Annotated in this window: 11 protein-coding genes; 4 read left to right on the forward strand and 7 right to left on the reverse strand. The window is 62.3% G+C overall.

Annotated elements, in window-relative coordinates; translation table 11 throughout:
- Positions 1–83: 83 nt before the first annotated feature.
- Entirely contained in the window at positions 84–2,114 is a 2,031-nt protein-coding gene (locus KBB96_RS11005; protein ID WP_211629461.1) for a GDSL-type esterase/lipase family protein, read from the reverse strand.
- A gap of 415 nt (positions 2,115–2,529) precedes the next feature.
- On the opposite strand from KBB96_RS11005, the gene KBB96_RS11010 reads away from it, so the two are divergent.
- Positions 2,530–2,898: a hypothetical protein gene (locus KBB96_RS11010; RefSeq protein ID WP_211629462.1), complete on the forward strand. Its 369-nt coding sequence runs from the start codon at positions 2,530–2,532 to the stop codon at positions 2,896–2,898.
- A 137-nt stretch (positions 2,899–3,035) separates the two neighbouring features.
- On the opposite strand, the gene KBB96_RS11015 is transcribed toward KBB96_RS11010, so the two are convergent.
- On the reverse strand, positions 3,036–3,968 hold the full coding sequence (locus tag KBB96_RS11015) for an SGNH/GDSL hydrolase family protein (protein ID WP_211629463.1): 933 nt from the start codon (positions 3,966–3,968) through the stop codon (positions 3,036–3,038).
- Between the two features lie 40 nt (positions 3,969–4,008).
- Positions 4,009–5,388, reverse strand: a complete 1,380-nt coding sequence (glmM, locus tag KBB96_RS11020; protein WP_211629464.1) for a phosphoglucosamine mutase — start codon at positions 5,386–5,388, stop codon at positions 4,009–4,011.
- Between the two features lie 515 nt (positions 5,389–5,903).
- Here glmM and KBB96_RS11025 point away from each other — a divergent pair.
- On the forward strand, positions 5,904–9,422 hold the full coding sequence (locus KBB96_RS11025) for a helix-hairpin-helix domain-containing protein (RefSeq protein ID WP_211629465.1): 3,519 nt from the start codon (positions 5,904–5,906) through the stop codon (positions 9,420–9,422).
- A 24-nt stretch (positions 9,423–9,446) separates the two neighbouring features.
- Positions 9,447–10,106, forward strand: coding sequence for a hypothetical protein (locus tag KBB96_RS11030; protein ID WP_211629466.1), 660 nt, complete (start codon positions 9,447–9,449; stop codon positions 10,104–10,106).
- 83 nt (positions 10,107–10,189) lie between these two features.
- On the opposite strand, the gene KBB96_RS11035 is transcribed toward KBB96_RS11030, so the two are convergent.
- The 4 genes from KBB96_RS11035 to galE form a co-directional block, all read right to left on the reverse strand.
- Positions 10,190–11,173: a PulJ/GspJ family protein gene (locus tag KBB96_RS11035; RefSeq protein ID WP_211629467.1), complete on the reverse strand. Its 984-nt coding sequence runs from the start codon at positions 11,171–11,173 to the stop codon at positions 10,190–10,192.
- 22 nt (positions 11,174–11,195) lie between these two features.
- The gene (locus KBB96_RS11040; RefSeq protein WP_211629468.1) at positions 11,196–11,957 is read right to left on the reverse strand and encodes a type IV pilus modification PilV family protein; all 762 of its coding nucleotides are present in this window, start codon (positions 11,955–11,957) and stop codon (positions 11,196–11,198) included.
- A 4-nt stretch (positions 11,958–11,961) separates the two neighbouring features.
- Positions 11,962–12,663, reverse strand: a complete 702-nt coding sequence (locus KBB96_RS11045; protein ID WP_211629469.1) for a pilus assembly FimT family protein — start codon at positions 12,661–12,663, stop codon at positions 11,962–11,964.
- Between the two features lie 91 nt (positions 12,664–12,754).
- Entirely contained in the window at positions 12,755–13,756 is a 1,002-nt protein-coding gene (gene galE, locus KBB96_RS11050; RefSeq protein WP_211629470.1) for a UDP-glucose 4-epimerase GalE, read from the reverse strand.
- Between the two features lie 165 nt (positions 13,757–13,921).
- Here galE and KBB96_RS11055 point away from each other — a divergent pair, with 165 nt between their 5' ends.
- A complete protein-coding gene (locus tag KBB96_RS11055; protein WP_211629471.1) occupies positions 13,922–14,791 on the forward strand; it encodes a cell envelope integrity TolA family protein in 870 nt (289 codons plus the stop codon).
- The last annotated feature ends 45 nt before the right edge of the window (positions 14,792–14,836 follow it).

Genomic DNA, 14,836 nt, shown 5'->3' on the forward strand with positions numbered 1-14,836 from the left:
CCCGAAGTCTCACAGCATCTGCTACAAGAGAAAGCCCCACACCGGCGGACCGGAGCGGGGCTGGAGGAGGAAGCGGGGATGGCTCAGGGCTCCACGTCCGTGCGGAAGGGAGACGCGGGCAGGCCGTCCTTGTTGAAGAGATTCACGTCCGGGACATTCGCCCAGCCGTAGCGGACGGCGGCAGGTGCCTCCACGCCATCGGCATGCACCACCACCTTGTCGCCTTTGATCTCCGCGATGGCGGGGACGAAGTTCTTGTCCGCTCCGGCGATGGTGAAGCCCTTGAGCGCGCCATCCTTCGCTTCAAGGCCCTTGCCCACGTGATCGAAGGCAAGCCAGGCCTCCTTGCCCTGCACCTTCATCTCACGATAGGCGGGACCGGAGTAGGCCACCTTCTGTCCATAGGCGAGGGCCTTCGCTGCCAGCGCAAGACGGGTGCCGACGGGCCCCTTGTTCTGCGGATGGATGTCCCCGGCATCGCCCACATCCGTGGTCACGACCATCGCGGTGTCCGGGACGGACTTCCAGGAAAGAAACTGCGCTTCCCGTAGTTCCGGCGTCATATCCTTGTAAGGGGCGATCTGGACGAAAAGAAACGGGAGCTTGGGATTGTTCCAGCGCGCGCGCCAGTCCTCGATCAAGGCCGGGAAGATCGTGCGGTATTGCTTCGCGCGGCCGTTGTTGGCTTCACCCTGGTACCAGATCACGCCCTTGATCGGCACCTGGAGCAACGGCGAGATCATCGCGTTGTAGAGCGCGGTCGGGGTGTTCTGGTTGTATTTGAATCCGGGCTGCGCGATCTGCTTCAGCGGCTCCTGGAAGTCAGGAAGCGTCTGGAGCTTCTCCGGACTGGTCCAGGCCTCCGCGACGGTGCCGCCCCAGGCGGAGAAAATCAGCCCCACCGGCACCTGGATGGCGGGCTGGAGGTCACGGGCGAAGAAGTAGCCGACAGCCGAGAAATCCGGTGCCGTCTCCGGCGAGCACACGGTCCAGCGACCACGTGGCTCCTCCACCGGCTTCAGCGAGTTCGCGAGCGGCACGTAATACTGGCGGATCAACGGATACTTCGCACCGGCGGCTTCCTGCTGCCAGTTGAGGATCTCCTTCTGGCCGCCGCGTGGTCCGAGCTGGCGCTCCATGTTCGATTGGCCGCTGGCCACCCACACATCGCCGATGAGGATGTTCTCCGCCTCGATCTTGTTGTCCGGGCCGGTAATGGTCATCGTGCGCGGCTGGGTGCTGGCGTCCATCGGCTTCAGTGTGACCTTCCAATGGCCGTCCTTGGTGGTGGTGGTCGCCTTCTGTCCTGCGAATTCCACGGTGATGGCCTTGCCTTCCGGAGCGGTGCCCCACACCGGGATCGCCGCGCCGCGCTGGAGCACGGCTCCGGAGCGGAAGTAGCTGTTCGGCTTCATCAGCAACGCCGGATCGTGGGCCTTGCTGCCGGTGAGGGAGGTATAGACGGTGGCCGCCATCACGCCCGCGCCCTTGGTATTCGGATGCACGCGGTCCGGCAGTAGCTCCGGGTTTTTCTCAAGCGCGGCATGGATGTCGATGACGCCGAGATCCATCTCCTTCGCGAGGCTGTCGAGGATGACGATCTCTTCTTTCACCCCGGCCTCGTTGATGCCGTAGTTGCCGGGTTCCGGCACCGGGCACGGGCGGCAGATGAAGATGCGTGGCTTCGAGGGCAAGTCGCGGAAGGTCTTCACCATCTCCGTGTAGTCGGTCTTGTACTCGTCCTTGTGCGACCAATTCTGCGGCTTGGTGTCATTGGTGCCGAGCATGATGACGACCACGTCCGGATTGTACGTCTGGGCGTTCTTGAAGGCTCCTTCCTTCCAATACGGGTGATCGCCCTTCTTGAGCAGCGTGCGGCCGCTGACACCGAAGTTCTTCACCGCCCAGCGGTCGCCGAGCAATTCCTGGAGCTGGTCCGGATAGGACATGCCGCGGTCCGCGCCAGAGCCCTGGGTGATGCTGTCCCCCACGCAGGCGACACGCACGGGGGCCTTGTAGTCCTTGGGGTTGAGAGGGCCGGTGACCGCGAACGCGGCGAACGTGGACGCGGACCACATGAGGCCCGCGAGGATGGGTTTGCAATAGGGAGCCATGGTGATGATGAGAGGAACGGATTCCAATGCCCCAGAACGGAGTTTGCACGGAATTCTTTCGTGGGATGATAGGGATGGGGCCGGAGAGATGATCCCCCTTTTTTGCAGCCTCCTGTTTGAAAATAGCCGCCAGAAGCACGCAAAGCAGGAGCTTTACGCTACTACGCCTGCGGCGCTCGGGGTTTCCTGCGCCCACTTGCTCTTGCAGCAGCGGGGTTTCCTCCTTACCCAATCCCTGTTCCCAGAACCAAATCCCGTGACCAACTCCATCGACTTCCCCTCTCTATGGCGAGTTGTCTCCGTCACCTCGGGTCGACCGATGTGGGAGCACACCGTTCATGGGCCGGACCACTGGCGGCGGGTCGAAAGAAATGGGATCCTTCTTGCCTCAAGAACCGGAGCGGATGTCGAGATCGTGCGGTTGTTCGCACTCTTCCACGACAGCCAACGGGAGAACGATGGCCACGATCCGGATCATGGTTGGCGCGGCGCGGAGTATGCGGCGGAACTGCGCGGCAGTGCCTACGCTCTCGACGATGCCCGTTTCGAACTACTCCGGCTCGCCTGCATCGGCCACACGGACGAGCTTCATCATTCCGATCCAACGATCGGCACCTGCTGGGATGCAGACCGCCTGGACCTCGGTCGCGTCGGCATGATCCCGGACCCGTATTACATGAGCACGGCGTTTGGAAAGGAGATCGCCGCCCGAGGATCGATCTTCGAGTTCCTGCCGGAAGGGTGGCAAAGCGATCCGTTTTGGACCGGACAGCACGAAGTTTAAAAACCGCCGGCGCGACCCTCTTCGGGGTCGAAAGGAATATTCAAAATCCGCCCTGCCCGGAGGTCGCTTCGCGACTCTCCGGCTATGATCCGTGACCTCTCCGAGGTCAAAGATCACGGCGGATCAGCACCCAAAGTTTACTTCAGCAGCGCCTCGATCTGCTTGCCGATTTCCTTCGCCTTGGTTTCGGCTTGATCGAGCGGCAGACCGGTGGCCATGCCGGGACGCTTGTGACCAGTGGCGGTGAGCCAAGCATCCTTTAGCAGGTTCTCACGCTGGGTGACGAGCTTGAGGATTTCCAGACCATGAGTCGGAGCGGCGGCCATTTCTTCCGCGCTCTTCGCTTTCGCCACATCGCTGGCACCGAGGAACTTCAAGATCTCACGGGCCATCACCCAATGGCCTTCCGGGCCGGGATGAACTCCATCGCTGGCGAGAGCGAAGTTCGGATCCGCCTTCCGATGCTCGTCAAGATACGCGGTCATCGGACCGTGGAGGTCGGCCACGACCCAGCCGGATTTTTTCATCGAGAGCAGCCAGTCGCCATAGCGGCCGAGCACGTCATTGTAGCCGGGCTTTCCGCCCTTCAGGGAATCGAACACCGGCGGCGTGATGAAGGCGATCTTCGCGCCGGTCTTGGTGACCTCGTCGCGAAGCCAGGTGCAGCCGTCCTGATAGGCCTTGAAGCGTGTTTCATCGAACGGCAGATAGATGCCATCGTTCATGCCGTAGCAGGCGAAGACGAGGTCGGGCTTGGTTTTCTCCAGCACCCGGGCCAGCCGCTCGTGCAGATCGGGACGTGGAAACTTGCCACCCGCATGGCCTGCCTCCGACAAGCCCGAGACGGTTTCGCTGGGAAGCCCGACATTGATGAACTCGTAGTTCGCCGCCTTGTCGCGGGTGATGAAGTAGGCCTCGATGTCCGCGGTATATTGTCCGGCGTAGGTGATGCTATCACCGAGAAACACCACGCGCTTCACGCCCTGCGGCAGTTTCGCGGTCTGGGCGGAAACGATGGGGGGAGCCAGCAGCAAGGAGGCGGCGGCAACAAGGCGGAGCAGGGTTTTCATGAGCGCGGAAGTGGAAGGATGAGGCGCAACCACCTACCTGTCACTCACCGTTGATCTTTCGCGTGCCGGTACCGATTTCATCCCGGATGGCGGCGGCGAATTTGCTCACCCACAAGCGGGCGGTTTCGATCTCGCGGTGCTCCACCAGCACGCGGAGTTTCTTCTCGGTGCCGGAGTACCGGATGAGATGGCGGCCCTCGGTGCCGAACTCCTTGGTCGCCTGCTTCATCAGCTTCTTGAGTTTCGGCAGGCTCTCGAGATCCGGCTTGTCCGGCACGGGAATGTTCGCGAGCTGGTTCGGATACTCCTGCATGATCGAGGCGAGAGTCGCCAGCGTGGCGTTCTTGTCACGCATCATGCGCAGCACCTGGAGGGCGCTGAGGATACCATCCCCGGTGGTCGCATGCTCGGAGAAAATGAGATGTCCGGAGTTTTCACCGCCGAAGGTATAGCCGCCCTTGCGCATCGCCTCGATGACATTGCGATCGCCCACGGGGGAGGTTTCGACCTTGATGCCATTGCGGCGCATGGCCTCGTACAGCCCGAGGTTGCTCATGGTGGTGCAGACCAGCGTGTCATGCTTGAGGCGGCCCTGTTCCTTCATGGCAAGCGCACAGAGGGCGAGGATACGGTCGCCGCTGACGACCTGGCCGTTCGAGTCGCTGAAGATCACGCGGTCCGCATCGCCATCGAAGGAGATGCCGAGGTCGGCATTGTGGCGGCGGACCAATTCGCCGGCGTTCTCCGGATGCAGCGCGCCGCAGCCGTCATTGATATTGGTGCCATCCGGGCCGATGCCCGCGGTGACGACTTCCGCACCGAGTTCCTTGAAGATGAGCGGCGCGATGAAATAGGCGGCACCATGGCCGCAGTCGACCACCACCTTCAACCCGTGCAGCGAGATATTGTCCGCGGTGTGCTTGGCGAACTCGATGTAGCGGCCGCGGGCATCATCGATACGGTGCGCCTTGCCGATCTGGCGGGGTGGGACGGGAGCCGCCTCGGGCTCGTCCCCGAGGATGTGGCGCTCGATCACGTTCTCGATCTCATCGGAAATTTTGTAGCCATCCGGTCCGAAGATCTTGATCCCGTTGTCCTCATACGGATTGTGTGAAGCGGTAAGCATGATGCCGGCGGCGGCCCCCATGGACTTGGTGAGGTGGGCCACGCCGGGAGTCGGCATCGGGCCGACCATGAAGACGTCCATGCCCATCGAGACCAGACCGCTGGTCATGGCGGTCTCCAGCATGTAGCCGGAAATGCGGGTGTCCTTTCCGATCAGCACGCGGTTCCGGTTCGGACCGGAGGACCGCAGCACGCGGGCAATCGCCTTGCCGAGACGCAGAGCCACCTCGGCGGTGATGGGGAATTCATTGACGCGGCCACGGATGCCGTCGGTGCCAAACAGTCGGTTGCTCATCGGAAAAACAGTGCAAGAGGAGGAAGCAGGGCCTTCCGCGCGGAGCGCTCCGCGGAAAGAAGACTCCGGGAAGAGGAAGGCTATGATGTCGCGAATGTGACAACAAAGCCATAGACGTAGAACAAATGTTCTAGCCGCCGGGGATTTGGCAAACCTTCCCGGCAAAAAAATCCCCACCCAAATGTGGTATTGGCGGCTTTTTCATTTCTCTGGCATATTTGCATTCAATTTTTTCGCAAAAATGTCCATTCTCACGCTTATCCCTATAGAGGCAGGTACCACTCTCCACTTTCGCCTCTCCCTATGACCCCCAACGGGTCATAACAACCGATCCATGATTTGAATTTATTTCATCCAATTTACTGAAAGATTTATGCCATTTCTGGAAAAGTCATCAACAGGCTCAGGTGGCATTTCAGCACATGGACTCCTAGAAAATTGAATGAAATAAATTCGATTCCTCAATGAGACGGAAAAGCCCGTTCGCCGCATCACATTTTTAAAACCCAAACCCGATGAAAACCCACAATCTGAAACCCCTGTCCATGGGGCTGGCAGTTCCGTATCCACGCGGCTTCTCACTCATCATCACGTTGATGATGATGGTGCTGCTGGCCACGCTCGCGTTGGGCCTGCTGGGGCTTTCGACCATCAGCCTGCGCTCGTCCACCCAGGGCCAGGCCCAGCAGATGGCGAGGGCCAATGCGCGGCTGGCGCTGATGCTGGCTCTCAACGATCTCCAGAAGCAACTCGGCCCGGACACCCGCATCAGTGCTCCCGCCGATCAGATTTCCGCGAGCTCGCCGGATCAATCGACAGTGCCGGTGTCACAGCGGAACTGGGTGCGCGTTTTCAAGGCATGGCCCGCCGGGAAGCCCGGCGACCCGAGGCCTGCGCCGGAATTCCAGCAATGGCTCGTATCCGGCGCGCCGGAACAGATTGTGAATCCCAAGCTGGTCGACGCGCCCCTCGGCGGGGGCTCGCTGGAGATCGTCACCACCAACAGCGTGGGTGCCACCGGCCAACCGGTGAGGGTTCCGGTCATCGCCCGCAAGGACGATGGCTCCGCGCTCGCCGGAGACCGCTTCGCGTGGTGGGTCAGTGATCTCGGCACCAAGGCCCAGATCGCGCCGACGGCAAAGACCCCCACGGCCATCGCCGAAGTGCGTGCCGACCAACAAGCCGCTCCCGGATACGCACTGAAGCCGGTGGGCACGAATACCAAGCCCTTCGCCGCCGTCGATCCCCAGGCTCCGACACTCGGCCGTCTGCCCACATGGCAAAGCTGTGCGCTGCTGGCGGACAAGCCGGAGAACGTCCGCGGGTTCTTCCATGACTTCACCACCTGCAACCGCGGGCTGCTCACGAACGTGCGCGCCGGTGGATTCCGCAAGGACCTCTCGATGGAACTCGAGCGTCCCGCCGGTAGCGGCCCCGATCCCGCAGCCACGGCGCTCTATCAGGTGGGCGGCGAGACCGGCATCAACCTGCAGGAGCTCTGGACCTACTACAACCTCTACAAGAACCTGAAGCGCGGCGGATCGTTCACCTACACCACCGGCGGCACGATGCCCTCCGGGTCCCCCTATCTCCAGATCGGAGCCACACCGACGGAGTGCGCCAATGACGAAACCTTCTACCTGAAGCAGCCGGTCATCACCAGCTACCAGATGGCGCTGTCGTTCCGCACGATGCCGGTGACTTCCGGCGGCGCAACGGTGAACCGGCTCCATCTCTACGCCGATCCCATCATCACGATCTGGAATCCACTGGACGTGCCGGTGGTGCTGCCTTCCGGGAATTACCTGACGGTGAAGTACTGGCAGATCCCCTACGACATGGTGATCCGGAAAGCCGGCGGCGCCACCCTCACCTGCCCGCTGGCCGCCTGTCTCTCCGGTGCCACCAGCACCTCGGACGGCGATTCGAATTTCCTGAGCATGCGCATGGGCAAGCTCCAGCAGATCGTCCTCAAACCCGGCGAGGTGATCAAGATGTCCCAGGTCGGCCCGGCCATTTCCAAAGCCTCCGTCGGCGGCAGCGGCCACCAGCTCGATGCGAACAAGGGCTTCAACTACGGCGGTGGTGTCTACATGCCGGTGCGCGACCGTGCCGGCCAAACCATCGACCTGGCGGTCAACGACACCATCTCCTACGAACTGAAATCGAACGAATTTACGGCCGGTGCCACCAAGTCGAGCGGCCACACCATCAGTTCGACCGGCGTCTCCCACACCCGCCATTTCTCGCTGACGCATCACGAGGTCTATGTCGGCGAGGACCGCGGCCCCTCCAGCGAGAGCCTCGGCTATGGCAACATGAGCGTGGATTGGGACTTCGGCGACAAGCGCGTGAAGCCCGCCGAAAACCGCGGCACCTCCGAACCCGGAGTGCCCGGCACCAAGAAGCCCGCCGACCGGCTCTACGCGAACGATTCCAAGCTCAAGGATGTCTTCCGTTCCATCAATGGCTCCGACACGCGCGACCTGCCCGCCTCCGCGCTCGCCGCCTCGAAACAGCCGTTCGCGCTCTTCTCCTTCAGCGCCAAAACCGAGAAAAGCGGCGCGCGTGGCACCCGCAGCCTCGCCCGCTTCAACCCGAAGGCGCTGCACGTGGACTTCTACGACCTCACTGCCCAGGAGCGGGACCTGCTGCCCTATGAATACAGCGTGGAACCGCTGCTAAGCTGGAAGAACAACAAACTGGAGGTCAGCCCCAGCGGCAACGCCTACTTCGGCGGTGGTGAGGATGCGACCAACGGTTGCAGCACCGTCATCACCCACTCGATCCCACGCGAATCGGTCATTTCACTGGCGGCCTTCCAGCACTCGTTCGCCAACGGCTTCGACACCCAGAAGGCGAAGCATGGCTATGCCACCCTCAACGCCCGGGAGCCGATGCTGCCCCAGATCGCACACGCGATCGGCAACTCGACGGCCTGCCCGGTGCTGCCCGCCGCCAAGGCCGAGGGTACCCTCTCCGGCAACCGCCCGCTGGCGGACCACTCCTACCTGGCCAACCAGGCGCTATGGGACGAGTGGTTCTGCTCCGGCATCACCCCGCAGACCTCCGACACCTACGGCAGACCTCGTAGCCAGCTCACGGTCGCGCAGGAATTCTTCACCAATACCACGAAGCTGCCGGTGGCCGCCTACAAGGCCGAGCTGCGCGGCAAGGAAGCCTCCAAGCTTGCCGGTACCTACATCCCGGGCGCCACCCCCTCCCCGAACGCGACCAAGGAAATCGCCAGCCTGATCCGGGTGGACGGAATGTTCAATGTGAACTCCACTTCCGTGGAAGCATGGAAGAGCCTGCTCGGAGCGCTGCGCGGACGTCCGGTGCTGGTCGCGGACATCCATGGCAAGGAAACGGTGAAGTCCGAGAACGACACCACGCCCGTGGCCGGCCTGCGCTCGCCACAGGACCTGCTCGCAAAGAACCTCGGGGATGCCTCCTCGCCGGAGCAATGGTCCGGCCGCCGCACGCTCACGGATGACGAGATTTCCGCGCTCGCGCGGGACATCGTGATCGAAGTCCGTAAGCGCGGGCCGTTCCTGTCGCTCGCCGATTTCGTGAACCGGCGCGTGGGCAATGATGACAATCTCGCCCGCTGCGGAGCGATCCAGGCAGCGCTGGAATCCGAAGGAAACCCGGTGAACGCCGAATTCCGAAAGAGCCGCTCGGTGAATGGCGATGTCAGCGGCCGCTTCGTCTTCCCGAAGGCGGAGGACGGGCCGATCTCCACCGGTTGCCCGGGTGTGGTGAGCCAGGCGGACATTCTCACACCGATCGCGCCGGTGCTTTCCGCCCGCTCGGATTCGTTCGTGGTCCGCGCCTACGGCGACCGCACCGATGCCGACGGCAAGGTGATCGCCCGCGCATGGTGCGAAGCGGTCGTCCAGCGCTCGCCGGAATTCATCGATCCCACTGACACGGTGGAAAAGGACTACGCTGCCATCACCCCGCTCAACCGCAAGTTCGGCCGCCGCTTTGAAGTGGTGTCCTTCCGCTGGATCGATCCCCGCGAGGCCTGAACCACCACCGCCTTTCCACCCGACATGACCAGACGACTTTTCGGATTCGGCTTCCTGCTGCTTCTCCAACCGCTCACCGCCCAAACCAAGCCGGAGGAGGGGCCGCAGGTTCGGTTCCTCGCGGAACGCGTGCCGGACAACCTCGGCGAAGTGGTGATCCAGAACGGGGACAACAAATCCGCCCCCTTCAAACTGCCCGTCAACCAGCTCTCGCCGCCCATCGCCGCCGCGGCACGCACCTTCGTATTGAAGTCGGGAGACAAGGGCCAACCCCTCTGCCCGGTGACCCTGCCGGAAACGGGCAAGTCCTTCGCGGTGATCCTGGTACTCGCTCCGCCTGCCGCGTATGCGCCGATCGTGGTCCGCACCGATGATCCGGAGTTCAAGGCGGGCGACGTGTTCTTCATCAACCGCTCCACGCAAACGGTGCTGGCGAAGCTGGGTGACACCAAGCTGGCGCTGAAAGCGGGCGAATCGAAAAAGAGCCACCCGACCAACCCGGTGAACAACACCTACTACGACATCGCCTTCGCCACACAGGAGGGCGAGAAAACCAAGATGATCAGCACCACCCGCTGGCCGATCGACAATCTGCTCCGCAGCTACGTGTTCTTCTTCACCACGGCGGAAGGCGCCACCAGTTTCCGTGCGGTGGACGAATACATGACGCCACCACCGCAGTAGCCTCTTCTTTTATCACGGCAAAGGAAAAGCCCGGCACATGGCGTGCCGGGCTTTTCTTGTGGGAGCTTTCCGGAAGGAATGGCTTACATCGAGGTCACTTCCACCAGCTTGGAGAACTGGTAGGAGTTCTTCGCGATGAACTGGGCCTTTTCCTTGTCATCCTTGAAGGTACGCACGCGCAGCTGGTTCGTGCCGACGTCGGTCAGGACGGTGAGCGAAATATCCACCGAGACGATGCGACCAGCTTTCATTTCATCGACAGTGACCAGGCTGGTCTTGAAATCGGTGTTGTTCGAATCCAGAACCTTCAGGGTATTGCCGAAGATCTGCACCGATTGGGCGGTGGTAACCGTGGTGCCGCTGGCACCACCTCCGCCGCCGGAACTGGACGGGCCGCGGGTCAGGGTGACGGGCACGATCTGCTTGGTGGGCGGAGTGTTCGGCGAGGTCGAGGCCTTCTGGACCTCCACGTTGAACTTGAGCGTGAACTGGTAAACGTTCTCGCAGACGAAGTTCTTCACATCGGACACCGTGCGGGTGCCAAAAGCGGTCTGCAGGTCGGTCTGGCCGAGGAGCGAGTTGAAGGTTTCGTTCGGTTCCACCAGCAGGCGGTACATCGCGAAGGTGTCGTAGCTGGTGGAGGCCTGGCCGGAGACCGGATCCTTGTAGTCCAGCTTGTACGAGATGCAGGAGACGTCGCCACCCTGGTCGGTGACGTTCGAATAGCGGTCGGTGGGGGCGGAGAAGAAGATCAAGCTGGCGGCATTGTTGCTCTTCACCTTGGCATTGCCCGGCAGGTCGCTGTCCTTGCTAAGATCGGCGTAGAGCCACTCGAAGCTGTTGCCCTTGCGGGTCACCATCGCCTGGAAGTCGGCGGCCATCGAGTCGGTCATCGCCTTGCCCTGGCGGCTGGCGCGGATCTCGGAGCGGGACTTCTGCCAAGCCTCGATGGACACGGAGGTGATGCTCACCAGAACGGTGACGATGATCGTGGTGATGGCCATGGCCACCATCAGCTCCATGAGGGTGAAGCCCCGGCGGATGGAATCGCGGAAATGGGTTTTCATGATCGGAAGCGATTGCGCCGTCTCAGCGGCGGGCAGCCAGGTTGCGGGTGAAGATCGGGGTTTGCAGGGCGGAGTTGGTGAATCCGGCGCCTGTGATGTACTGGTAGGCAGTACTAGGCACGCCGTAGAAATCGGCGGAGAAGGCGATCACGGCCTCGGTGTACTGCGTGGCGTCGGTGGCCGGATTGTTGGGCGGCTTGGGATCCTTGATCTGGCCGGATTCACCGAGCTCGAGGCCGTTGGTCTTGAAAACGAGCTGGGTGGCGCAGACCGCGAAGACGCGGCCTTCGAGTGACTTCAGGTCTTCCTTGAGGTATTCGTCGTTCTTCGGATTGTTCGAATCCTTGCGGCGACGCACGGCGGACTGGATGACGTAGTCGGAACCGGCGATGCCCGAACCGGCGTTGGTGTAGGCGGCGAGGGAGCCGTCATCCCGCATCTTGGTCGGATCGGCGCGGTACTGGTAGATCAGGATTGTGCCATCGGAGGGCTTGTTGCCGTCCTTCTTGGCGTTCTTGATCCAATCGAAAGCCTTGTCGAAGGCCGTGCCGACGGTCTGGCCGCCACCGCCGGTGAACTTCTCGTTCGGGCGCAGCGTGCCGAGTTCCTTTTCCAGCGTGGAGGCCAGACGGTCCGCTTCCTGGGCGCTGAGCGCGCGGCGGATGCCGGAAGTGGCAGGCCCGAAGACGGTGAGGAAGGCGGAGAGAAGCACGGCAAGGACGCCGATGGCGATCACGGTCTCCATCAGGGTGAAACCGCGCCGTTGGGATGTGGTGGTCGTCATGGGCTTAGAAGGTGGTCACGGTGGCAGGAATGCCGGCCTGATCCGGGGAGCGGAAGAGCGAGGTATTGCCATTCCGCCACACGATGAAGCCGCCGAACTCGCGCTTCGCGCTGCCGACGGTGCGGGGTTCGCCGGCGCTGCCGGTGCGGACACCGGAACCGACCACGAAGGTCGCGCCGGGAGTGGTGCAGATGCCTTCCGAATTGAAGATATAGGCGTAATATTTGCCTTCGTACTGCTTCTTCACGTTGTCCCCGCTGAGGGAGATTTCCGTGAGGGTCTGGCCGTCGCTGCCTCCCTTGCTATAGGTCTTGCTGAAAAAGACACCGTCCGGAAGGGTCGCCCCGCGGCTGGTGAGCACCCACTTGTCCTTCACCGGCTGGTTGGTGGCGGGATCGAGGTCCTCATAGGCGATGAGCACGCGCTTCAGATAGTTCGTGGCGTCCTTGGGATCATTGATGTCCACCAGCACGCAGGCGCGGGTGGCCTTGCCGGTGGCGGTGGACCGGGCTTCCGCAAACAGGGCCTCCGCGGTCGTAACCCCGCTGTTGAGGTTCTTGCCCTTGGTGATGCCACCCATGCCAACGGCACCCACCGTGAGCAGAATGGCGATGATCCCGATGACCACCAGCAATTCAATCAGTGAGAAACCCGCAGGGGGACGATGTGGAGGATGTCCTCCGGTGGATCTAAAACGGCTGTTCATGTAAGATTGGGTTTAACGAGAACTTGCGCAATTCGCGGGCGCTTGCAAGCCCGAATGTGATTACATCGCAATTACGCGCAGAAATTGTTTTTCAGTGGTCATAGCGCCCTTTTCGGGGTCCGTTGGCCCAAGCCCAAGCGGGCCGGACCATGTCACGGACATCCTTCCGGCGGGCTTCCCAGCCCAGAAGCGACTTGGCCTGAGAGGGATCCGCAATCAGCTTGTCCGGATCTCCGGCACGGCGTGGACCATACTTCACCGGCACCTTGTTGCCTGTAATTTCTTCCACTGCCTCGATGATCTCCTTCACGGAAACGCCGACGCCGGTACCGAGGTTGACCTTCAGGGACTCTCCGCCCGCAGCGAGGTGGTCGAGCGCGAGCGCGTGGGCCTCGGCCAGATCCTCGACGTGGATGTAATCGCGGACGCCAGTGCCATCGGGCGTGTCATAATCGGTGCCGAAGACCTCCACATACTCGATTTCCCCGGTCACGGCCATCAGGACGCGCGGGATCAGGTGGGTTTCCGGATCGTGATCTTCGCCGATCAGGCCATCGGCGGAACTGCCGCTGGCATTGAAATAGCGGAGGCAGGCGCTGCGGAGCCCCCAGGCGTGGCCGCAATCGGCGAGCACCCATTCCAGCATCAGCTTGCTGCGGCCGTAGGGATTGATCGGGCGCTGCGGGTTGGTTTCGACGATCGGAATGCTGTCCGGGACGCCGTAGGTGGCGCAGGTGGAGGAGAAGACGAAGACCTTGCAGCCGTGTTTCTGCATGGTTTCCAGCAGCACCAGCGGCTCGGCGGTATTGTTGCGATAGTACTTGAGCGGATCGGTCACCGACTCGCCGACATAGGCATAGGCGGCAAAGTGGACCACGGCAGTGAACCGGTACTCTTCAAAGAGGCGCTCGACCAAAGCCCGGTCACCCACGTCTCCTTTCATCAAGGTCACGGATTCATCCACGATGGCCTGTTCGTGGCCGTAAACGAGGTTGTCCAGAACGACGATCTTGCGGCCTTGGGAGGCCAGCAGGCGGACGGTATGAGAGCCGATGTATCCGGCACCGCCGGTCACGAGGATGGATTCGGGCATTGCAATGATCGGGAGGCTAGCTGACCCGGAGGGAACGAAACCGGTGGCGGGGCTGTCAATGCGGGAAGGCGGAGAGAATCCGGAAGTCTCCCCCCCTGCTCCGGATTCCCGCATCGTGTCCGCCGGCTCTTGAATAAACCGCGGGGTGAACGAGTCTCACTCCACATGAAGACCCCACTCTTCCGCCTCGGGCTCGGTCTTGCCGCGGCCGTCTCCTCCCTTTCCCTGGTGTCGTGCTACTACGATCCCTACGGCCCCGGTCCGGGCTACGCCTCCGGCTATGGGGATGGTTACTACGGCGGGGGGATTTCCACCTCGATTTTCGTCAGCACCGGCGATCCCGGGTGGGGATACGATCCCTACCGCTACTGCTACTACGACTACAGGCGCCGCTGCTACTACGACCCCTACCTCCACGGCTACTACCCTGTGGGTTACCGCCCGCCGATCTGCCACGGCGTGCCGCACCCGTATGGCTGGCGTCCCGGCGGCGGCATCTGCCCGCCCCCGCGCAACATCCACTACGGCCAGATCCCGAACTACCAGAACCGCTTCGAACAACTGCGCCAGCGCAACTACGCGTGGGTGCGTGACTTCCGCGAAAACCGCGAGGCGAATGCGGCCCAGTTCCGGAACAACCTCGCCGCCAACCAGCAGGCCTACCGCGACCGCTTGCAGCAGAACCAGTTGAATCTCCGCAACCAGCAGGAGATCAACCGTCAGAACTTCCAGAACCGGTTCCAGGACAACCGCCAGGATTTCCGCCAGCGCTTCCAGGACAACCGCTTCGAGAACCAGCAGCGGCTGCAATACAACCAGCAGCAGTTCCGTGAACGCCTGCAGGACAACCAGCAGCATCGCCAGCAATCGCTCGACAACTGGCGTTCCGCCGCCACGGAACGGCAGCAGAATTTCGCGGAAGCCCGCGCGCAGAACCAAGCGAACTTCGCCGCCAAGGTGGAGGCGAACCGTGAAGCCGCCGCCGACCGCCAGGCAGCTTTCCGCGAGAAGATGGACAACGCCCGCGGCCGCTGAGGCCACCGATCCCCATTTCCCGGGTCCTCGAAAGGAGCCCGCGCC

This window comes from Luteolibacter ambystomatis (assembly GCF_018137965.1).
Taxonomy (GTDB): Bacteria; Verrucomicrobiota; Verrucomicrobiia; order Verrucomicrobiales; family Akkermansiaceae; genus Luteolibacter; species Luteolibacter ambystomatis.

Bases quoted from the DNA above. Each gene is read 5' to 3' on its own strand.
- KBB96_RS11005 (WP_211629461.1), bottom strand. From the start codon at position 2,114: ATGGCTCCCTATTGCAAACCCATCCTCGCGGGCCTCATGTGGTCCGCG.
- KBB96_RS11015 (WP_211629463.1), bottom strand. From the start codon at position 3,968: ATGAAAACCCTGCTCCGCCTTGTTGCCGCCGCCTCCTTGCTGCTGGCT.
- glmM (WP_211629464.1), bottom strand. From the start codon at position 5,388: ATGAGCAACCGACTGTTTGGCACCGACGGCATCCGTGGCCGCGTCAAT.
- KBB96_RS11025 (WP_211629465.1), top strand. From the start codon at position 5,904: ATGAAAACCCACAATCTGAAACCCCTGTCCATGGGGCTGGCAGTTCCG.
- KBB96_RS11030 (WP_211629466.1), top strand. From the start codon at position 9,447: ATGACCAGACGACTTTTCGGATTCGGCTTCCTGCTGCTTCTCCAACCG.
- KBB96_RS11035 (WP_211629467.1), bottom strand. From the start codon at position 11,173: ATGAAAACCCATTTCCGCGATTCCATCCGCCGGGGCTTCACCCTCATG.
- KBB96_RS11040 (WP_211629468.1), bottom strand. From the start codon at position 11,957: ATGACGACCACCACATCCCAACGGCGCGGTTTCACCCTGATGGAGACC.
- KBB96_RS11045 (WP_211629469.1), bottom strand. From the start codon at position 12,663: ATGAACAGCCGTTTTAGATCCACCGGAGGACATCCTCCACATCGTCCC.
- galE (WP_211629470.1), bottom strand. From the start codon at position 13,756: ATGCCCGAATCCATCCTCGTGACCGGCGGTGCCGGATACATCGGCTCT.
- KBB96_RS11055 (WP_211629471.1), top strand. From the start codon at position 13,922: ATGAAGACCCCACTCTTCCGCCTCGGGCTCGGTCTTGCCGCGGCCGTC.